At 51.0% G+C, this 20,981-nt stretch carries 20 protein-coding genes; 5 read left to right on the top strand and 15 right to left on the bottom strand.

The window, feature by feature from the left end:
• Positions 1–276 precede the first annotated feature (276 nt).
• Entirely contained in the window at positions 277–1,374 is a 1,098-nt protein-coding gene (locus tag TH61_RS11115) for an endonuclease/exonuclease/phosphatase family protein (protein ID WP_066509153.1), read from the top strand.
• A 303-nt stretch (positions 1,375–1,677) separates the two neighbouring features.
• Here the strand turns inward: TH61_RS11115 and TH61_RS11110 are convergent, their stop codons facing one another.
• Complete coding sequence (locus tag TH61_RS11110) at positions 1,678–2,184, bottom strand: hypothetical protein (RefSeq protein ID WP_157600687.1); 507 nt, start codon at positions 2,182–2,184, stop codon at positions 1,678–1,680.
• Between TH61_RS11110 and TH61_RS11105 the strand changes: the two genes are divergently transcribed.
• Positions 2,150–3,526: a hypothetical protein gene (locus TH61_RS11105; RefSeq protein ID WP_066509151.1), complete on the top strand. Its 1,377-nt coding sequence runs from the start codon at positions 2,150–2,152 to the stop codon at positions 3,524–3,526. The genes TH61_RS11110 and TH61_RS11105 overlap by 35 nt on opposite strands.
• 124 nt (positions 3,527–3,650) lie before the next feature.
• On the opposite strand, the gene TH61_RS11100 is transcribed toward TH61_RS11105, so the two are convergent.
• From TH61_RS11100 to TH61_RS11035, 14 genes are all read right to left on the bottom strand, one after another.
• Positions 3,651–4,028 (bottom strand): DoxX family membrane protein, encoded by a 378-nt coding sequence (locus TH61_RS11100; RefSeq protein ID WP_066509150.1) that lies wholly within the window; start codon positions 4,026–4,028, stop codon positions 3,651–3,653.
• A gap of 14 nt (positions 4,029–4,042) precedes the next feature.
• Positions 4,043–5,005, bottom strand: coding sequence for an SRPBCC domain-containing protein (locus TH61_RS11095; protein WP_066509149.1), 963 nt, complete (start codon positions 5,003–5,005; stop codon positions 4,043–4,045).
• Complete coding sequence (locus TH61_RS11090; protein WP_066509147.1) at positions 5,002–5,328, bottom strand: helix-turn-helix transcriptional regulator; 327 nt, start codon at positions 5,326–5,328, stop codon at positions 5,002–5,004. The genes TH61_RS11095 and TH61_RS11090 overlap by 4 nt, the downstream gene beginning before the upstream one ends.
• Before the next feature lie 266 nt (positions 5,329–5,594).
• Complete coding sequence (locus TH61_RS11085) at positions 5,595–6,464, bottom strand: SDR family oxidoreductase (RefSeq protein WP_066509145.1); 870 nt, start codon at positions 6,462–6,464, stop codon at positions 5,595–5,597.
• Between the two features lie 88 nt (positions 6,465–6,552).
• A complete protein-coding gene (locus TH61_RS11080; RefSeq protein WP_066509143.1) occupies positions 6,553–7,482 on the bottom strand; it encodes a hypothetical protein in 930 nt (309 codons plus the stop codon).
• On the bottom strand, positions 7,479–11,468 hold the full coding sequence (locus TH61_RS11075) for an AAA domain-containing protein (RefSeq protein ID WP_066509141.1): 3,990 nt from the start codon (positions 11,466–11,468) through the stop codon (positions 7,479–7,481). Before TH61_RS11075 ends, TH61_RS11080 begins: the two co-directional genes overlap by 4 nt.
• A 78-nt stretch (positions 11,469–11,546) precedes the next feature.
• Positions 11,547–12,491, bottom strand: a complete 945-nt coding sequence (locus TH61_RS11070; RefSeq protein WP_066509140.1) for a helix-hairpin-helix domain-containing protein — start codon at positions 12,489–12,491, stop codon at positions 11,547–11,549.
• Between the two features lie 135 nt (positions 12,492–12,626).
• Entirely contained in the window at positions 12,627–13,529 is a 903-nt protein-coding gene (locus TH61_RS11065) for an SDR family oxidoreductase (protein ID WP_066509139.1), read from the bottom strand.
• Positions 13,530–13,538: 9 nt separating this feature from the next.
• A complete protein-coding gene (locus TH61_RS11060; RefSeq protein ID WP_066509137.1) occupies positions 13,539–14,162 on the bottom strand; it encodes a peptidylprolyl isomerase in 624 nt (207 codons plus the stop codon).
• Between the two features lie 45 nt (positions 14,163–14,207).
• A complete protein-coding gene (hemC, locus tag TH61_RS11055) occupies positions 14,208–15,152 on the bottom strand; it encodes a hydroxymethylbilane synthase (RefSeq protein ID WP_066509135.1) in 945 nt (314 codons plus the stop codon).
• A 9-nt stretch (positions 15,153–15,161) separates the two neighbouring features.
• Complete coding sequence (locus tag TH61_RS11050; RefSeq protein WP_066509134.1) at positions 15,162–16,286, bottom strand: DNA polymerase III subunit delta; 1,125 nt, start codon at positions 16,284–16,286, stop codon at positions 15,162–15,164.
• A 125-nt stretch (positions 16,287–16,411) separates the two neighbouring features.
• Positions 16,412–16,933: a hypothetical protein gene (locus TH61_RS11045; RefSeq protein ID WP_066509132.1), complete on the bottom strand. Its 522-nt coding sequence runs from the start codon at positions 16,931–16,933 to the stop codon at positions 16,412–16,414.
• Positions 16,934–17,027: 94 nt separating this feature from the next.
• Positions 17,028–18,239 (bottom strand): GlmU family protein, encoded by a 1,212-nt coding sequence (locus TH61_RS11040; protein WP_066509130.1) that lies wholly within the window; start codon positions 18,237–18,239, stop codon positions 17,028–17,030.
• Positions 18,240–18,309: 70 nt separating this feature from the next.
• Entirely contained in the window at positions 18,310–18,552 is a 243-nt protein-coding gene (locus tag TH61_RS11035; RefSeq protein WP_066509127.1) for a type B 50S ribosomal protein L31, read from the bottom strand.
• A gap of 187 nt (positions 18,553–18,739) precedes the next feature.
• Here TH61_RS11035 and TH61_RS11030 point away from each other — a divergent pair, with 187 nt between their 5' ends.
• The 3 genes from TH61_RS11030 to TH61_RS11015 all read left to right on the top strand — a co-directional run bounded on the left by TH61_RS11030 (position 18,740) and on the right by TH61_RS11015 (position 20,883).
• Positions 18,740–19,249, top strand: a complete 510-nt coding sequence (locus TH61_RS11030; RefSeq protein WP_066509126.1) for a phosphoribosyltransferase family protein — start codon at positions 18,740–18,742, stop codon at positions 19,247–19,249.
• A 337-nt stretch (positions 19,250–19,586) separates the two neighbouring features.
• Positions 19,587–20,183 carry a non-canonical purine NTP diphosphatase gene (locus TH61_RS11020; protein WP_066509122.1) on the top strand — a complete coding sequence of 199 codons (597 nt, stop codon included), beginning with the start codon at positions 19,587–19,589 and terminating at the stop codon, positions 20,181–20,183.
• A gap of 76 nt (positions 20,184–20,259) precedes the next feature.
• Positions 20,260–20,883, top strand: a complete 624-nt coding sequence (locus tag TH61_RS11015) for a uridine kinase (protein WP_066509121.1) — start codon at positions 20,260–20,262, stop codon at positions 20,881–20,883.
• Positions 20,884–20,981: the final 98 nt, after the last annotated feature.

Below are 20,981 nucleotides of genomic sequence, written 5' to 3'. Positions count from 1 at the left end.
CAGGAATCAGCCCGAAAACGGATTTTTGTCTTTACTCCTATTATCAGGTTGTAAATACTTATGCATTATCTGCTAAAAGTACTAGGAGGCAACACTTTCTGAGGCAAGGCATCGTATAAAATCACATACGTGCAGAAAGGCCCTTTTTAGGCTTATTTCCCAGAAAACAGGCCAAAAACGAAGTTGGATTGTCCAGTAAAATTTCCTTGTTTTCAAGAAGACAACTTTCCTTGCCCTTTCTGAGTATTTGTACCCGACTCTATCAATGCCTTGCGTATGAAATTTGCCCTTGAACTATTTGGTGGCCTTATGATTATGGCCTCGTTGCTTACCCTGGTTAAAAGCACCTATTGGTGGATTAGGGTATTGGATTTCCCGCGTGTACAAGTTGCCGTTTTCTGCACCTTTGTCCTGGGGGCGTACGGCTATTTTTATGGGTATGAAACCATAGCAGCCAAGCTGTTTGGAGGGCTTTTGGTCATTGCCATTCTCAATGAACTCATCCATGTGTACAAATACACCCCATTTGTGCGGGTGCAGGCGCTACGGTCTAAGATAAAGGCGCCCAAGAACTCGTTTGGGTTCATGATTTCTAATGTGCGCATGTCCAATACCAATCACGCGCCTTTTTTAAAACTGGTGAAGGAAACAGACCCAGACATGCTGCTGGTCAATGAACCCAACCAGCGCTGGGCCACGGCCATGGAAGAGTTTGATGAGCGGTACCCCTACTCCATCAAGAAGCCTCTGGAGAACACCTACGGCATGATGTTCTTTAGTAAGTTTCCCTTGAGCCACGTGGACGTGCGCTATCTGGTAGAGGAAGGCATTCCGTCTTTTTATGCCATTGTGGAACTGCCCACCGGTAAGAAGTTTGACTTGTTCACGGTGCATCCGCAACCGCCGCATCTTAACAAGGACACAGACACCAGAGAAGCTGAATTATTGACGGTCGCCAAGATGGCGAAGGCCTCGCCGTGGGCCAGCATTGTGGCCGGCGATTTGAATGATGTGGCTTGGTCTTACTCCACCAATCTCTTCAGGAAGATAAGCGGCTTGCTGGACCCGCGCATTGGTCGTGGATTCTATAATACCTATAATGCGCTGGTGCCCTTCTTTAGGTATTCATTGGACCATATCTTTTATGACCCGGCGTTTAGGCTGATACGCTTGCAACGCCTGCCCAAGTTTGGTTCAGACCATTTTCCTATCTTCATTAGGCTTAATTATGAACCACTGGAAGCCGATGATCATGACATTCCAGAAGCGAACCATGAAGACCACGCCGAGGCGGTGGAGCTGATTGAGAACGTGAAGGACATTGTGCCGCCCACTTCTCCGGTGAATGACATCATAGACTCTGTTCAAAAATAGGGATAACTGTATATTACAATTCAGGCCATTACTTGCCACCTTCTAGTACAGGTGTAAGTTGCTGTGCTTAACCATTTTTGTTTTTCCATTTATTCTTCTATCCATTCTTCCTTGATTAAAATTTCACATTAGGTTGTGAACCATGGCTATTTGTGCTCGTATAGATTTAGCACTTGTCATTAGTGGACAGAAGTGGGTGTATTGGTTCATCCCTCCTTTCCGCTGGCATGAAATACCATACCTAACCAACCATTCAAAAACTAATTAACAAGGAGAATTAACTATGAAAGACAATCAAAAAGATCAACAAAGCAGCAACTTAGGATCAACTACTGGCGGTTCTATGGGCAACACAGGTGCAAGCGGCTCTACTGGCAGCGGCATGGGATCTAGTTCATCTTCTTCTGGCATGTCATCAGGGTCCTCTGGCATGTCTGGCTCAACGGGCAGCATGGGCAGTGGCACCTCCGGCTCAGGTTTGAGCGGCGGCACTTCCGGTTCGGGCATGTCGGGCAGTTCTTCTGGCATGAGCGGTTCTACCGGTTCAACTTCTAAAAAAGGATCCTCTTCTTTAACTTCTTCAAAAGGAACATCTGGCTCTTCATCTACCCTTTCTGCGGGATCCACAGACAAGAAGAGCAGCACCAGCAAATCATCTACCCCCAAAGCCAGCACTTCTAAGTCTGGCAGCACCAGCAAATCCGGAAAATCTTCTTCTTCTAAAAGTGGTTCTTCTGCCTCTAACTCTTCAAAGATGGGACAGGACAATGACTCTATGATGGGAGGACAGTCTGATTCTATGCGCAACATGGGAGGAGGTCAGTACAACCAAGGCGGTTACGGCTCACAAGGCGGTGACTACGGCCAAGGTGGTTATGGTCAAGGTTCCATGGGCGGCGGCTACGGCCAGCAGCACGGCGAAAGCTGGGGACAAGGCGGTTCTAACTACGGCCAAGGTGGCTACGGCTCATCCATGGGTGGCAACATGGGCGGAAGCAATTATGGCCAAGGCGGCTATGGCGGACAAGGTTCCATGGGCGGTAACTACGGCGGTTCACAGCAAGGTGGCTACGGTTCTATGGGCAGCAACCCGTATGGCATGAGCTCACAAGGCGGCTACTCTGGCAACTCATCCCGTTCAGAGTCTGACCGTGGCGGTTACTCTAACTATGGTGGCTCTGGCTACTATGGCAACCAAATGGGCTATGGCAATGAAAGCGGCTATGGCATGCAAAGCAACAGAGACCAAAGCAGAGGCCAGGGCGGTTACAGCCAAGGCTATAGCAACCAAAGCCAAGGCTCTTATGGTGCCACAGGCTCAAGAGGCGGATCTTACGGCGAAGAGTATGGCTCACGCAGTGGCTCGTCACGTGGAGGCTATGACGGCAATATGGACTTTGACCGCAGCAACCGCGGACAAGGTGGCTACGGCCAAGGCTCACAAAGCGGAAGCTACGGCGGCTCTAACCAAGGCTACAGCTCAGGAATGGGTTCACGCGGCGGTTATGGCAACACAGACATGGGCTCTAGAGGCGGCTACGGCTCGTCACAAGGCGCTAACCAAGAGTGGCAAGGTTCCCGTGGCTCAAACATGAGCAGCGGCGGCTACGGCGACTCTAGCGGCTACGGCTCTATGAGTGGTGGCATGGGAAGTGGCGGCTATGGCGCAGGCCAGGGCGGTTACAGCACCCACAACTCACAAGGCGGCGACTTTGGCTCACGCAGTTCACAAGGTGGTTACGGCTCACAAGGCGGCAACTACGGTGGTTCTAACAGCGGAAGCTTTGGTGGCTCCAACTATGGCAGCATGGTCAATGACATGGGCTCACGCGGCGGATACGGCTCTTCTAGCGGCCAAGGCGGTTCTATGACCGGCGGTGGTTACGGTGACCAAAGCCGTGACTATGGCATGGGCGGTTACGGCCAGGGCGGTTCTTCTTATGGTTCTTCTAGCGGTTACGGCTCAATGGGCAGTGGAAGCTATGGTGGCCAGGGCGGACAGTCCAACTACGGCGGTGGCGGTTCTGGCTATGACAGCTCAGACATGGGCCGCACTTCTTACGGAAGCGACGGAGATGACTATTCAGGCGGAAGCAACCGCGGCGGAAGCTCTTCTTCTAGAGGAGGTTCTTCTTCCAACAGAGGAAGATAAGCCGTAGCTTTTTGCTACAATAATAAAAAGCCCTGCTGAAAATTTCAGCAGGGCTTTTTCTATGCATTAAGGTATCACCGCTCAGGCAAAGCCCTGGAAAATAGAGCGGAGTCATGATGTCTGACTAGGCCACCAAGGGCAGGTATTTCTTACGGTTCTCAATGATTATCCATAGCAGAATGGCCCAAATGATCAAGGCAATGGGGAAGCCGCTTGGCTCTACGAATGCATGCGTCAGCAACACGCCTACCATGACCGGGAAAATCACCAAAGCACCCAGCGCCCTTGTTCTTGGGAACAAAATGAGGACACCCCCTAGCACTTCGGCGAAGCCAATCAAAGGCATGAGCCAGGCTATCTCAATGATGGCCGTTGTGTCTTTTACCAGCTCAACGGGCAGGTTGTCTGGCACGGGCATGTAATTGAAGAACTTGTTCAAGCCGCCGTTGATGAGCAACAACCCGAACAGCACACTGAGGACGGTTAAGATTTTCTGTTTCATAGTTGGGTATAGAGCTAGTTGTCTTGGTAGTTGATCATCCAGTTGATGCCGTACTTGTCTGTAAAGCCGGCATAATACGCACCATAGAACATTTTTTGCAAGGGCATTTCAATCTCACCTTCTATGGACAGCTCCTTAAAAAGTCTGGTGGCCTCTTCCAGAGATTCTGGCTCTAGGCTAATGTGCATGTTATTACCTGTAGTGAGCGTAAAACCCATTTCTTTTGGCGCATCGGTTCCCATTAACACAAAGTCACCCAATAGAGGCAACTCTACGTGCAAGACCATTTTTTTAACCTCCTCGGCTATGGGTGGTTGACCTGGGGTAGTGGGTATTTCTCCAAACCGTTTGATGCCATTAACAAACTCTGTCTTGAAAACCGACTTGTAAAAGGTAAATGCCTCTTCTGTGTTTCCTGGCAAATTAATATAGGCTGTTACCCGGGCGCGCTTACTAGTTTTGTTTTGCTTACGTAGGTAAAACTGGGTGGCAATGTACTGGTCAAGATTCTCCAAACCAGCGGTGAAGCCTTCCTTAAAGCCCATTTGGATGATTGTCTCCAAGTCCTCTAATTTCTCAAACCGCAAGGTGGCGCGTACCATGGTGCTGTCGCCTTCTGCTGTAAACGAGTTCTCCCATTCCACTCTGGGATGAGCAGTACTGACTACCGCGTATTCATCACAGAAAGCGTCAATACCCGAAAAGTAGACAAGTGGTTGGATTTTTTTGTAGTCAAACAGGCACCAGTGCTTCTCCCCTTCTGGACTGAGCATGTAGTAATGCCAACGGCCGCCTTCTCTAAAATCCATGGACTTGGTAACCGCTTTGTAGGGCTTGGGCGCCCACCATTGGTCTAAGATCTCAGCCTCGGTCCAGGCAACCCAGACCAAATCATTGGGGGCGTTGAAGGACCTTTCTACTTTTATGAGGTTGTTTTCCTTTTTTACCTCAAAATTGAAAAGAATAGCCTTGTTCATTTTTTATCTGCTTTAAGTTTCTTCAAAACGTCATCTAGTTGGTCAAAGCGCTGGGACAGTAATTGCTTGAACTGCTCCAGCCATTTCTCTATCTCTTTCATTTTGGCAGTGTTCAAGTGGTAATGAATCTCGCGGCCTTGCTGCTCCTGGGTTAATACGTCACACTCCGTAAGGACCTGGAGATGTTTGGAGACCGCCTGCCGACTGCTGTTAAAATGCTCGGCTAGCGCGTTGGGCGTCATGGCGGTCACAGCCAACAATAAGATGATGGCGCGTCTGGTTGGGTCGGCTATGGCTTGAAAAACGTCTCTTCTTGTTTCCATCTTACTTTAAATTGCAACCATATGATTGCAAATATACACGCAACCATTTAGTTGCGCAATAATATTCTCACTTTAATTTCCGAAGCATGATGAGCAGGCAGCTAGAGCTCTTTCAACACTACCATTTTCTAATATAATTTGAGTTTAATAGGCCTTAAAAGGTCTAGTTGCAATCAAAGTTGTTTAAAATCTAAAACCCGTTTTTGGGCTGTTTTTGTGAAAACAGCCCAAAAACGGGTTTTATTAGAGGTAGAATTTGGGATTTTTTAGAAGCACTCCTTGTACGCCTGTGCGAACGACTCAAACGTATGGGGTGGTCTGCCTATAATTTCCTGCACGGTGTTGGTAGTGCCAGAAGCGTAATTGGCTCGGCAGATGCCATTCAATTCTAGCAAGCTGTCAATCATCCAGGTAGGCAAGCCTTGTTGCTGCATGGCTTGCCTGGCGCCTTCTTCAGGCACGTCTACGTAGGAGATGGTTCTGCCGGTAGCCTTGGAGAGTGCGGCGGCCACTTCCTCGCCAGACAGCGCTTCTGGGCCAGTGAGTGTGTACGCCATGCCGTCATGGCCTTCTGGTCTTAGCAGAATCTCGGCTGCCACGGCGCCTATGTCTCGGGCATCAATGTAGGTCACACGGCCTTGGCCCAAAGGCAAATAGAAAGCGTTTTGCTGGTGTATGGTGTGCGCATACATCTTTGAAAAGTTTTGCATAAAGGACGTAGGCCGAAGATGGGTGTAGTTAACTTCGGCGGCCTCCAGGTATTTCTCTACTTCGCGGTGCCATCTGCCTAGTTGAATGCCCGGCTCTGCCTCTGCCCCACTGGCAGAAAGCCGCACTATGTGCCGCACACCGGCCTTCTGCGCCGCGTCTATCAGCTGTTTGGCCATCTCAACTTGGTGTTCATCAAAGGGCGTGATTAAGAAGGCGGAGTCAATGCCGGTAAAGGCGGCCTCTAGAGTGATGGGCCTACTGAAGTCTATTTCCACCACCTCCACACTAGGCAGTCGCTTTAGATTTTCGCCTTTGACCACAGAGTGAATGCCGGCCCGCACGTGCGCGCCCATAGAAGACAAGGCTTTAACGGTTTCATTGCCCACGGTGCCAGTGGCACCGGTTACTAAGATTCTAGGTTCCATAGTTGTGGTTTGAAAGCAGAAGCGCTAAGCAGAAATCTACTTAGCGCCTTGCAGTTTTATAGTATCATCGTTCTAAAGCTAGAGAGGTTTATTTGGCCTTTAATTGAAACAGTTTGCCCGCCTCATTGCTGATGAGCATGTCTGTGTTGCTGGTAAAGATCAAGCCTTCGGCCTGGCCGGTTTTCTCTAGCTTAATTTGTTGCTTGGTGCCTTTGAATACCTGCTCTGGGCTGGCGATCTCAAACAGATACACCCAACCATCTCCTAACAAAGCAATGCGCTTGCCGTCTGGCGAGATGTCTGCTGCCGTGATTTCTGTATTGATTTGCAGGCTGTCAATAGGAGAAACTTTCTGCTGTGCGCCGGGCTGGTCCAACACTTTGTAGAGCTTGACCCAGCGGTCTGTGCCGCGGTTCTTGGTGAACAGGTAAAACGCGTTGTTGTGGTAAAAGAAACCCTCGCAGTCAAAGTTCATCTTCTCTGGTGCCGGCGGAAAGTCATTCTGGTCTGCGTATGCAAACCGGATGGTGCCCACGTTTCGGTTGTTCTTTTCGTCTATCTTCAGAATCTCCAGGCTGTCCCGGGTGTTCTCATTGTTCCCGAAGTCCCCGATGTACAGGTAGCCGTTCTCGCCGCGGGTCAGGTCTTCCCAGTCCTTGTTTTTGGCACCGGTAATTATCACTTTCTGCAGGAGCTCTCCGTCGGGGCTTATTTTTAACAGTTCGGCCTCATTGCCGCCGTCGCCATGGGTCCAGTAGTTGCCGTCTGCCGTCTGCTCCAGGCCAGAGCTTTCCGTGACGTCTCCTTTGTCCATTTTGCTCAGCTTAAAGAGCTCATAGGTATTGATGACCGTGAAGCCCTCTGTGGGGGTGTCTTTGTCTTTCTTCTTGCCGTTTCCCTCTTGCATAAAGCCGTTTTCTGCCTTCTCTTCTTTTTTGGAGTTACCGGCGTCACAGGCTACTACAATGAGCAGGCAGAGGCCTACAAATAATTCAAGGGCTTTGTCTTTTAAGGTCATGGTGTTTGGGTACTCAAGTCGTTTAGTTTTTGCCATACCTGTTCAGGCTGGCTCCAGAACTGACGACTGTATACGGTGCCAAATCGCCAGCCTCTTGCGCTTAGCCTGAAGGGCATATCAGCGTGGGTGGCTTTGGCGGATGGGCGGCGGTAATACAAGTCGTCGTCGGTGAGTAGTACGGCTTGATAGCGCCCCTCGTTTCGGAAAGTAAGGTCTGCGAACGGAAGTTCTGCTGCAACCTCCGTTTTTGGCCTGTTTTGGTCAAAAGAGGCCAAAATCGCTTGGTGCAAAAGCAAGGAAGAAGGCACCTGCCCTATTGGCGCCGGCTGGGGCGTAAACCCATTCTCGCTGACGTGTTTGGCATAGGCCAGATAATCCCGCAACAGTTTAGGCCCGGCATGCTTGACGTTCTCCACGGGGAACTGCTCCGGCCACAGACTACTCACCACGTACACCCGTTTGATGGCGCGCGTGATGGCCACGTTCAACCTATTCTCGCCTTTGGCCGCGTTCAAACTCCCGAACTGCGCGCGCACCACGCCGTTCGCGTCGGGCGCGTAGCCGATGGAGAAGATGATGAACTGCCGCTCGTCGCCCTGGATGTTTTCAATGTTTTTGATGATTAGTGCCTCGGGCAGTTGGATGTTCTGGGCCATGGCCTGTTCCTCCAATAAATCCTGCACCAGTTGCTGTTGCGGAAAGTTGAAGGTAATCACGCCAATGTCGGTCTCGCCTTGGGCCAACAATTCAAAGACCAAATCGCGCACGCGCTCGGCTTCTGGTCTATTGGTTTGGTCCTGCCAAAGGCCGTCTACTTTCAGGAACTGCAAGGCCGGCCGGGTGCTGTTCATGGCCTCCTGCTTGGGGATGAGCTGTAGTTTATGGCGGTAGAAATGTTGGTTGGAGAACTGAATGAGTTCTGGGTACTGGCTTCGGTAATGCTCTGTGAGCAGGGTCTGCGGCAGATGCAGGGCGCTCAGTTGCAACAAAGATTCCACTACCAGTTCCTCGGCCTCATCTTCCTCGCCGCCAAAGCGCACGCGGTACAAGTCGGATGGTCCCAATTGCTGTTCATCACCGGCAATGACGGCTTGCTTGCCGCGCATCATGGCGGGTATGCCCACTTCGGCGAAACACTGCGAAGCCTCGTCAAAAATCACCAGGTCAAACACGCGCTCCAGCGGGAACAACGCCGACACCGTCTCGGGGGAGGCCAGCCAGCAAGGCAACAGGCGCAATACCTCCTCCCCGAACAGCGCTTGAAGTTTACGCAACGGGTACAGCTGCCGTTTCTTGCTGACCTGCGTGAGCAACCTACGATACGTGACCGGATTGCCCAGACGGTTGAACTCCATGTTTTTGTAGGTCTGCTCGCGTAGGTTGAGCAGGATAATCTGCCGGCTGAGCTCTGCTTTGCGCTGAATGGCTTCCTGCAACTCCGCTTCCAGTCGTTCCAATTCGCCGGTGCTCACCATGGTCAAGACAGGGTACTTGGCTTCTATGTGCTGAATCCAAGCCAGGTAAATGCTGTTCTCCATGGCCTGCAACTGCGCCTCCACTCCTTTTGGCACCGCTTGCCGCAATTGCGTCAGCCAAGCCTTCAATTCTGGTGAGAAGGAAGCCAGCAAGGTATCATAAGCCACCAAACGGTCGAAGTTTTCTGCTAGGCTCTGCCCAAGGCGCGTAACGGCCGACGGGTCCACGGTGAGCTGTTCAATCTGGCTATCGGTAAGCCACTTCTCCCATTCGTTCTGGCGTTCTTCCAGTTGTTTCAGTTTTGGCAGAGATTCTGAGAAAACAGCCTGAAAACGCTCGGCGCGCATCTGCAAAACATCTTCGGGCAAGACGTCATACGCCACCAGTTGCTGAAGTTGCCCCCGCAGTTCCCAGGCCTTTTGCAATGCTTTTAGTTCTGTATTCGCTTGGGATGAAAACAGCTCCTGCGGAATCTCTAATGTGGGCTCTAAAACTTGAAGACTCTCCCACTCCGTTTGCAAGCCGTCCCAGTTCTGCAAGGCCGTCCGCAACTGCTCCGTGGCGGTGTCTGCGTGGGTAATTTTCTTCTGCTCCGCAAAAGTCTGCAATTGTTTACGTTCCTGCGCAAACTGCCACTTTATCTTCCCGAAGAAACCCGACTGCGCCTCGTCATGGCTCTGGAGCAAACGTCGTAATTGCTCGGCTTCCATGGCAGACAGTTGCACCATCGTGGCCTTGGTTTGTTGCTGTAGCTTGGTGACCAAACCTTCCGCCTCACGCTGGTTTGTGTTTTTGCCTAGATTCCCGAAAAACAGCCTGGAAACGGTTTTATCCTGAAGGTCATGTTGCAAGGTCTGCAAGGTAGAAAGCTCCTGAAGCAAGGCCTGCAAGGCATCCCAGGGCTCGGCTTGGCCGGGAAGCAAAGGCGCTAATGCTTTGGCATTCTCCTGCACTGCCGCCGGGATTTCCGTTAACAATTGTAGAAGTTTTTGCCGCTCGTTCCAGGTGTGGTGCTGGAAACTTCTTCGCTCGTTCCACGGGAAATCTGGCGCTTGCAAGGTCACGGCGTCCTGCAAATAGTGCATCAGGCGCGGGCGCTCCTCTTGCCAGGTTTGCGCGGTAAATGGCAGGTAGTTATTCTCCAGCGGCAGTTGATACGCGCGCAGATTGCTCCGGAGGTACAATTCCTTCACACTCCATCCGCAGACGCTAGTATCAAACAAGGCCTCTTTCAAAGAGTTGAGCCGTTCAGAGATTTGATTGATGCGGCGGCTCACTTCCAAAAACTGGCGCTCGGCGTGCACGTTGCCCAGCGTTTTGTCCTGGCGCTGGTATTCGTCTACATGCTCAATTTGCTGACGGATTTTATTGAAGACCAAGCCACGGTCCAGGTTCAAGTCATGCACCAGCGCCGCGAAATGGTCCAGGCCTTGGGTAGACAGTCTTGAGTACACCACGTCCAAGGCGGCACGTTTCTGGCAGACCACCAACACCGTTTTACCGCGGGCCAGATAGTCAGACACCAGGTTGCAGATGAGCTGTGACTTGCCGGTCCCCGGGGGGCCCTGCACCACCACGCTCTGCCCCGACTTCACTTGCTTGAGCGCGGCCTCCTGCGAGGCGTCTGCGTCAAAGGCGGTGAACAGTTGCTGTTCCAGGGCGGCGATGGCGGGATTCACCTCGGTTTGGGGCAAGAGCAGTTCCTCTAAAGATTCGGCCGGTGGGTTTTCCAGCAGTTCCTCATAATCGGTTAGCTGGTAAGAACCAGCCTGCGGAAAAATGCCCAACACGGCCTCGGGCTGAAGCTTGAGTTGCCCCGGCTTCCAGGTTTTCTCCAGGTCTTCGCGCTTGTAAGTTTTAAACGCTTGCAGGACGTTGGTGAACAACTCCTGGTTGAAATTGAGGTCTATGTTGCTTTCCTTGAGCGTCTCGTACAGTTTGGTTCTATAGGCCTGGCTGTCCGCAGGGAAATCATCCAAGTCCAGTTCCATGAGTGCCTCGTCTACGGGCACATTGAGGTAATGCGCATAGGCCAGCAAAAAGCTTTTGTTGAAGAAGGGCGGCTGGTCTTCGGGGCGTACCAGTTGCCACTGGCGCTTCTCGTTCACCTGCAACTCCACCGGGAAAAACAGCAGGGGACAGCGCAGCAAGGTCCCGTCCGGGAATGCGCCTTCCACGAAGGGCCAGCCCACAAACAACTCCTTCGCGCCGCGCTCTTCCCAAATCATGTGCGCCCGCCGCTGGATGGTCTTCAGTTGCTTGTTCAAAGGCGCCAAGGCCGCATCTCGCCCATCGGCCACCTCGCACAGGGCAATCTTCTCTTTGCCCGCCAGCAAGGCCTCTACGTACTCAAACGACGGCCCTTTGTGGGCGTGGTCCAGCGCATGCACATCCAGATGCAAACTCACCGACGGCCGGAGCAACACCAAGGACCTGTTGGAACCGCTGAGGTTGAGCAGGCGGCGTTGGTACTGTTTGAGCAGGTTAGGCAGGGACGTGACGTTATTCATAGTTTGGTGGTAGGCAAGAGTAGTGGTATAAAGAACGGTGCCTGTGGGCAGAATTGCAATGGCCTTATGGTAACGTCCTTATTGCACCGTTAGGTACGGTTGCATCTTTAGAAAAGCCGCCTCGTCTATTAATTTGATTTTGCGCAGGTCTTCCACACTACCGTAAGCACCATGTTGCGTGCGGTAATTGATGATGGCTTTGGCTAGGTTAAGACCGATGTAGGGATGCTGACGAAGTTGGTCAAACGTGGCGGTGTTCAGGTTGAGTTTCTGCGGCCCGGCGCCTTGCGCAATGAAGGTGTACTTGCGCACGCTGTCAATCACCTCGGGCGCCAAGCCGTACACTTCTGCCACTTGGTTCACCGAATGAAAGCCGCCCATCTTGTCCCTGAACTTGACAATGCGCTGGGACAGTTTGCTCCCGATGCCCCTAATCTGCTTGAGCTGGGTAGTGTCGGCCGTGTTCAAATCAAAGGGCTGCAGTTCCCAACGCTTGCGCGCATACTCCGTTTTTGGCCTGTTTTCTGGAAAAGAGCCCGAATACGGTTCGCTTCCTCTCTTTATATAACCAACACCTTCAGGCAAGTCAATATATGGGTACCACAGTTGGTAGAGCGTGTCAGGCAGACCATAAATCTTCTGCAGTTGCGCTTTGCTTTTGAAGTCGCCGGCCTTGGCGCGGTAATTTAGAATTCGCTGAGCGATGTATTTGTTCAGCCCCAATTCTTGCCACTGCGCCACATTGAGCTGGTTGGGATTGAAGCGGTAGAGTTTGATGGGCTTCTTGCGGTAGCGATTAGCTCGTTCCTCGGCCACGTGCGCGGCTTTGGTGTCTAACTGCACCACCAGACTGTCTAGAATTTTCTGGTCGGTGGTAGGGTCATAGGGCTCATTTTTTTGGTATAATAAAAAAGGCGCGGCAATGAATACCGCCATGAGCAAAATGAGAATGAGAAAACCGTTGAGCTCGCGTTGCGAGAAGTTGAAGTAGTCGCGTATCTGACGGAGCAAACGGTTGAACATAGGCCTATTACGGAAAATTCTGGAATTGTTTTGCTGGTAACAAGTATAACCTCACCCGCTTAAAACCAAAATGCGTTTTTGGCCTCTTTTCAAGAAAAGAGACCAAAAACGCATTTCATAATTCCGATGATAAAACTATTGAATCTGACCCGCCACAATGGCAATGCTTTCTTTGAAGGAATGCGGTTGGTAGCCGAGTTGGGTCTTGGCTTTGGTGATGTCAAAACCGGTGCGTGGTGGGCGTTTGGCCGGTTGCGTGAAGAGCGTTCCGTCTACTTCTTCAATCAGGCTTTTGTCTAGGTTAAAATAGTCGGCTACCTGTAAAGCCATCTGGTGAGGCGTGAGCAGTTCTTCGCCGGAGATGTTGAAGATGCCCTGCGCGTCATGCTTGGCGGCCAGCCAACAGCCCTGTGCCAGGTCCTCGGCCAAAGTAGGCGTGCGTAGTTGGTCGTTGACAACCTTGATTTGCTTTCCTTGCTCCAGACTGCCTTTCACCCACAGGACAATGTTCGAACGGCCATAGTCATGAACAATGCCAAACACCAGCACCGTGCGCAGAATGGCCCACTTGCAGGCGGCTTGCTTGACCAGTTCTTCGGCGGCCAGCTTGGTCTCGCCATAGAAGTTCACTGGGTTGCCTTCAGCTTCCTCAGAGTAAGGGCCGTTTTCGCCGTCAAAGATAAAGTCTGTGGAGACGTGGATGAGGTGCACGCCGTGGCGCTCGCTGGCCTTCACTAGGTTCTCCACTGCATCCACATTCTGTTTCCAGCACTCGTCGCGCTGGCTTTCGCAGTCATCTACGTTGGTCATGGCGGCCGTGTGGATAATGTGCGTGGGCTGGGTGTCCGAAATGACTTCCTCCACCTGCTCGGCGTTGGTCACGTCCATGGCCACAAACGCTACCTGCGGGTAAATCTCCGCGAGCTTGTTCTGCCCCCTGGAGGAGGCGATAATCTTCACCGATGCTTCTGTGTGCAACAGGTCTACCAGTTTCTGGCCTAAAAGCCCGTTAGAGCCGGTAATGAGAATGGTTTTCATAGCGAGTGGTTATTCGTAGCGGTAGCCGTAGAGCTTGGTGATTTGCTTCTTCTTCATCTTCTTGGCCGTCACCGTCATCTTGATGTCAGTGGTAGGACGGTCGCGGAAGTCTTTGCCCTGTTCGGCAATCTTGTTGATGACCGACAAGCCGTCAATCACCTGGCCGTACACAGTGTAGTTGTTGTCCAGGAAATGAACGCCCTCCTGGTTCTCCACCAGGTAAAATTGCGAACCGCTGGATTCCTTCTTGGGGTTCATGTTGTCGCCTAGACGTGCGGCGGCCAAAGCGCCGTAGATATGCTTGTGGTGCGGCAGAATCTCTGAGGGGATGGTGTAGCCCGGGTTGCCGGCGCCGTCATCATTTGGGTCTTCGTTCTTGGTGTTTGGGTCGCCGCCCTGAATCATGAATTCCTTAATGATGCGGTGGAACGTGGTACCGTCGTAGTATTTGTCCTTCACCAGCTTCAGGAAGTTGTCGCGGTGCTTGGGCGTGTCTTCAAACAGTACCAAACGCATAACTCCCTGCGGGGTGGTGATGGTGATGAGGTAGTCTTTCTTGCTTTTCTTCTGGGCCTGCGTCTGCACAGCAAGGAGCAGGCAAAGGCTAAAAAGGAGGGCGAGTTTCTTTAACATATTCTGTTTTTCGGCTGATTTCTGGAAATTAGGTCAAAAACAAACTTAGTGCTTCTCGGCGCGAATCTGGTGCAGGATGCGGTCGCCGCCCTGGCTTAAAACCACGTGGGCAATCTGTTCGCCCAGTGACTCGGCCTGCTCTCTGTCGCCGGTGGTTTCCTCCAGAATCAACTCCTGTCCGTCCAAGCTGATGATGCCCGCTCTCAAGGTCAACTGGTCGCCCTCTAAGGTAGCCAGCGCGAAAGTTGGGATGCTGCAGCCGCCTTCCATGGTACGTAAATAGGCGCGCTCTGCGGCCAGGCAAGTATGGGTGTCTGTATGGTCCAAGGCTTCCTTCAATTTCAACTTACGCTCCAGTGGCAAGGTTTTGGCGCACTCAATAGCCACACTCCCTTGGCCGGCGGCCGGAATGAAGGTATCTAGAGGCAAATGCTGGGCAATCATGTGGTCATACTGCATGCGGGACACCCCGGCGTACGCTAGCAAAATGGCGTCGTACTGGCCGTCTTGCAGCTTCTGGATGCGGGTCTGCAGGTTGCCCCGGCACTCGGCGGTAATCACGTCTGGGTAAAAGCGCTTGAGCATAGAGCGGCGGCGCGTGGAAGAGGTGCCAATCACCTGCTGGCCTTCGCCTAGTTTGAACAGCGGGTCAAAGGAAATGACTACGTCATGCACTTTCTCGCGCTCCATAAAGGCCAACATCTCCAAATCCTCGGGAATGGTGGATTGCACGTCTTTGGCGCTGTGCACGGCAATGTCAATGCTGCCGTCACGTAGGCTTTCCTCCAGCTCCTCGGTGAAGACGCCTTTTGCGCCTATTTTGTCCAAGGACTTATCTAAAACTAAATCGCCTTTGGTGGTGATGGTAACAATGTCCACCTCCATGCCGTGGGCCCGCAACGTGTCTGCTACGTGGTGGGCTTGCCAAAGCGCCAGACGGCTTCCGCGGGTCCCGATTCTTATGATAGGAGAGTTTGTATCTGCTTGCATAGGTTCTATTTAAGCGACTGGCCTGATTAAGTGCGCAATCTGAATAGACGTATCTAAAAACGTAATCTTAGGGTGCGCGTTCCGCTCAATGTGGTAATGCGCCTCATTTATCTGCTCAGAGAGCTGGGCGCCGTTGCCTTGGTGGATGAGCTTGGAGAACTTCTGCACGAAATCCATTTCGGGCGGCGGCAAGAAGGTAATCAACTGACTGTCCACGCCGTACAGCAACACCTTGCGCAATAGATTCAAGGCGAACTGCAGGAAGTTCTTCTGATTTTCACGGCCAAGTTTCTGAAAATCTTCGCTCTGCTCAATGATGCCGTCAAACTTGTGGTTATAGCACAGGCGCATCCAGCTGAGGAAGAACGTGAAGTAGTCTGAGGTCATCTCTTTGCTCAGCACGCGCGCCGCCTGCAAATTCCCTTCGGCCAACTGCGCCACTTGGTACGCAGTGTCCTTGTCTACATTTTGCTGTTCTGTCAGGTAATGCATCACCTCTTCTTCTGTGAACATGCGCACTTTCACTAACTGCGTACGCGACAGAATGGTGGTCAGTACTTTGTCCGTGGAGTTGCTTACCAACAGGAAAACCGTCGCGGCCGGCGGCTCTTCCAATAGCTTCAGCAGGGCGTTGGCCGTGGTGGAGTGCAACAGCTCAGGCAACCAGATGATGACTACTTTGTATTTGGCCTCGAAGGCTTTTAAAGCGGTGGTTCTGATGAGCTCGCGGCTTTCCTCGCGGGCAATGTTGCCTTGCTTGTTGTCGGCACCAATGTACTGCATCCAGTCGTTGAGCGTCTGGTAGGGGCTATCCGCAAGGAACGTGCGCCAGTTTTTGATGAAGTTTTTGCTCAGGGCCTCTGACTGGTCTTTGGTCTTGGTCACCGGCATCACAAAGTTGACGTCTGGGTGAATGAGCTTGCTGATTTTGGAACAGCTGGAGCAAGTACCGCAAGAGTCTTCTGCCGTGGGCGTCTCGCAGTTGAGGTATTGGGCATAGGCCAGCGCCAAGGCCAGGTTCGCCCCGCCCTCCGGCCCGAAGAACAGTTGCGCATGGGCCACGTGCTGTGCCTGCACCGAGTTCAACAGCAGTTGCTTGGTTTCCTGGTGGCCGTAAATTTGAGAAAACTGCACAGTGATTTCTGGTTTAGAAACAAGGCCAGAAGGCTTGTTTTCAGATGAACTGTAAAGATAAGATAGTGACGGCGTTTTTGCCCTATTTTTCAGAAATCAGGCGGAAAACGGTTTTCTAAAGGTTCTTAAAACTTCATTAGGACAAGAGAGGGATGCTTCTTTTTCATCTCAGACAAGACACCTCCTAAAGATTCAGCTCTTTCTTTAGATTCTAAATAGAACTGACATACCCTTTTGTCATCATTTAAAAACTTTAACTTTATATAGCTACCAGTGCCATCACTTGGAGGAATTTTTCCGCCTTTGGGTCTTCCTTTATAATCCAATGTTGCATCTATGACTTTAAGATTGCAAACAGGAATGAGCTCTGCAGCAATTTGAATTTCATCTGTTTGAAAGGTCACAAACTCCTTTGACAATTCAGGCCCTTTTCCATTGATGGCATTTACTATGGAATAAATTAAAAGTGGAACCCCAACAACAGGTAAAGCTAAGAAGGCAATAGTATAGGCGAGTTCAAACCCAGCAATGCCAAAGAAGAATCCAATAATAAAGACAGCCATACCAAAAAGACCAAATCGCCCCATGAATTTAGAAAGGGGTTTTTCTTTACCTACTAAGTTGAATTTCAAAACATTTCCTTGCATAGTTATTTCGGAACGGAGAAAACAAAAACTCCCGTTTTTAGGCTAATTTCTGAAAAATAGCCTAAAAACGGGAGCCAAAATAAACAATTACGCCTTACGCCGTCTTCTCCCAGTTGCGGGAAGGTTTGGTTTGTTCGAAGACGTGGGTAAGGATGCTTTTATCTTCTTCTGTCAAAGGTAAGCCACGGCGTTCAAGGACTACTTGAGCTACTTCAAAGACTTTGCGTAGTTGGAAGGTTTCATAGCCGGTCACGCCGCCCCAAGAGAAGGACGGGATGAAGTTTCTGGGATAGCCGGCGCCAAATACGTTGGCGCCAACGCCTACCACCGTACCGGTGTTGAACATGGTATTGATGCCGCATTTGGCGTGGTCGGCCATCATGAGGCCGCAGAACTGCAGGCCGGTGTCCACGAAGCGCTCTTTGGTGTGGTGCCAGAGTTTTACTTTGGCGTAGTTGTTCTTGAGGTTGGAGTTGTTGGTGTCTGCCCCAAAGTTGCACCACTCCCCTACCACCGAGTTGCCCAGGTAGCCTTCGTGGCCTTTGTTGGAATACCCGAAGAATACGCAGTTACCTACCTCGCCGCCTACTTTGCAATGCGGGCCTACAGTGGTATCGCCGCGCATCTTGCCGCCAATGTTGATGGTACTTTCTTCGCAGAGCGCAAACGGTCCGCGTATCACCGCACCTTCGTGCACCTGGGAGTTTTTACTCAGGTAGATGGGCCCGTCTTCGGCGTTTAGAATGGCGGCTTTGATTTTGACGCCTTCTTCTATGAACACATTCTCTGGCGCATAGACAATGGTATGCGGATCGTTGACCGCTTGGCTGGTTCTGCCTTTGGTCAGGCGGGCAAAGTCTGCTTTAATCTGGGCTCCGTTGATTCTAAAGATGTCCCATGAATTTTCCACCAAAACCACGTCTGCCGCCTCCACGTTCATCTTCTCCGCGCTGAAGTTCGCATAGAGTTCCTCTACAGAAGCATAGGCAGTAGCGCCGGCATTAATGGCCAACAAGGTCTCACCGCTGTACAACGCCTGGCCTTCTTTCAAGTCCTGTACTTGGGAGAACAGACCGTCTGTTGGGCACAAGGCGCCGTTCACATACAAATTGGCGTCAGTGGTTTTCTGCGCAAACTTCTGCTGCAAGTAGTCCTGTGTCAAGAAAGAAACTTGGCTTTGGGACACATGCGCCCATTTCTCAGAGATGGTTTGGATGCCTACCCGTATCTCCGCCACGGGGCGGGTGAAGGTGAATGGCAGGAGGTTGGCCCGCAGGGTGGGGTCGTCGAAGAGGATGATGTTCATGGGTCAAAAATAAAAAAGTCTTCCCAAATAATTTCGGGAAGACCTTTATACGTTAGGGCGCAGAAAGCGCTTATTTCTTGTAACGCTGCTTAAACTTGTCAATACGTCCTGCAGTATCCACGAAAAGGTTTTTACCAGTGTAGAACGGGTGCGAAGCAGAAGAAACCTCTACTTTAACCACCGGGTAAGTCTTGCCGTCTTCCATGGTGATGGTCTCGTTAGAGTTCATGGTAGAGCGGGTGATGAATTTAAAATCTGAGGAAGTATCTTGGAAAACTACTTCTCTGTACTCAGGATGAATGTCCTTTCTCATTGTATTGCTGTATTTTTAAAGACGCATTTCTAGAATCAGGTGGCAAAATTAAGAATATCTTCTGCATATTAAAACTATATATCTAAAATTTTTCAGAGTGACTGGATTGCACCCAGCATGGCCGGATTGGCAAATATTTCAGTAATTTGGCCGCAACTCTCATGTTTCACTTCCTAGCTCCCGGTTTATGGCCTTTACCACTGACAACCTGATTCTGGACCGTCAAGCCATCCTTCAGAAAATTACGCGTATTGCTTATGAAATCTTTGAGCGCAATTTTGAGGAGGAGCGCCTGGTACTGGCAGGCGTGTATGAGAACGGCTACCTTCTGGCCCAACTGCTGGCAGAGGAACTGAAGAAGATTTCGCCGCTGGCCATTGAGCTCATGGAAGTGCGCCTGCATAAGACCCAACCCCTGCAGCACGAGCTCAAGCTAACCCCAAGCCCAGAATCCCTCACAGACACGGTAGTAGTGCTAGTGGACGATGTCTTGAATACCGGCAAAACCCTGGCCTACACCTTACGCGCCTTCTTAGAGAAGGACTGCAAGAAGCTGGAGATTGCCACGCTGGTGGACCGCCACCATCCCCTCTACCCTATCTCAGCTACCTACACAGGTTACTCCCTGGCTACTACCATCAAAGAGCACATCAAAGTTGAGTTGAACGAGGAGACCTTCGGCGCGTATTTGATGTAATGCTACGGCGGTAATAAATCAGGTTTCACAGTTAGATTGATTTGAAATATGCAGTATGCGATAGGCATTGCTTTAATAGCTTGGGGAATATGGTATTTATCCACCGCTTTTGACCTTAGATGGCCAAAAGCGGTGGCAACTTCTTCAGACGCTGTCTTATGGAAGAAGTTCTTTGGTAGGCCTTATGGGCCCATCGCAAATTTCATAATAGGGATGGTGTGGTTAGGGATAGGCGTATTCTTAGTCTTTAAATAACCGTTTCTTACTTTATCGTTCGTCATTTGTCCTCTATCCGTTTTTGCCCTCATTTCCAGAAAACAGCCTAAAAACGCTTGCTATGAAAATCTGCTTCGCCTCTAACAATGCCTATAAACTAAAAGAGATACAGTCTTTGCTGGGTGCGCCCTTTGAATTGGTGAGCTTGGAAGAACTGGGTTGCACTGAGGAACTGGCCGAAGACCAGGACACGCTGGAAGGCAACGCGCTGCAGAAGGCGCAGTACGTTTGGGAGAAGTACAAGACGCCCTGCTTTGCAGATGACACTGGGTTAGAGGTAGAAGCTTTGAATCATGAGCCGGGTGTGTATTCAGCGCGGTATGCGGGACCGGAGCGCGACAACCAAGCCAATATGCAGAAGGTTTTGGACAACCTGCAAGGGAATGGAAACCGCAAGGCACGTTTCAGGACGTCCATTGTGTTGATTCTGGAGGACGGCGAGCCGCATTATTTTGACGGTATTGTGGAAGGCCACATTCTGGATGCGCCCAGAGGCACCAACGGTTTTGGCTATGACCCCATCTTCGCGCCAGAGACCAGTCCGCTTTCCTTCGCAGAGATGAGCAGTGATCAGAAGAATGAAATCAGCCACAGGGCGCGCGCGGTGCAGCAGTTGGTTTCGTTCTTGCAGCACCGGTATGTACAAACCGGTACCTGAGCAAATTCTTTTGAGGCATCGTTAGGCGGCATGCGTACAAACACCTAATTTTGCACCCCGTAAACCAATTGCACTTATGCATCAAAAGCCGTTCATTGTAGGCATTACGGGAGGGAGCGCCTCAGGAAAAACCACCTTCTTGAGTAGATTACTGGCTTCATATGCACCTGAGGACATCTGCCTCATCTCACAGGACAACTATTACCATGACCGTGAGAAACAGTTCAAAGATGACCAAGGCGTCCTTAACTTTGATTTACCTACCTCTATTGACAGCCTTGCCTATGCCCAGGACATTCTTAAGCTAAGCCAAGGCGAGACCATCCACCGTCAGGAGTATACCTTCAACAATCCCAACGTAGTGCCGCGCCAACTTGAGTTTAAACCGGCCCCTATTGTAGTGGTAGAAGGCATCTTTGTTTTCTATTATGAGGAAGTGGCTAAACTCCTGGACTTAAAGGTCTACATAGATGCCAAGGAGCACATTAAACTGCAGCGCCGCATCATCAGAGACAAAGTAGAGCGTGGCTATGACCTGGATGACGTGTTGTACCGCTACACCCACCACGTAGCCCCTACTTATGAGAAATACATCAAGCCATTCAAGAACGATGCAGATGTAATCATCCCCAATAACCGTCATTTTGACAAAGGCCTTGAGGTACTGGTGACTTACTTGAACTCAAAAATCAGCAAATAACCAGGCCCATATTTCTAAGGCGCTGGAACTCTTTCTAAAAGCCTCTGCTTTACCAAGTGTAAGGCAGAGGCTTTTGTTTTATGCAGGATTCCTATATC

Source organism: Rufibacter sp. DG15C, from assembly GCF_001577755.1.
Lineage (GTDB): Bacteria > Bacteroidota > Bacteroidia > Cytophagales > Hymenobacteraceae > Nibribacter.
This window is presented reverse-complemented; position numbering and strand designations above follow the sequence as displayed.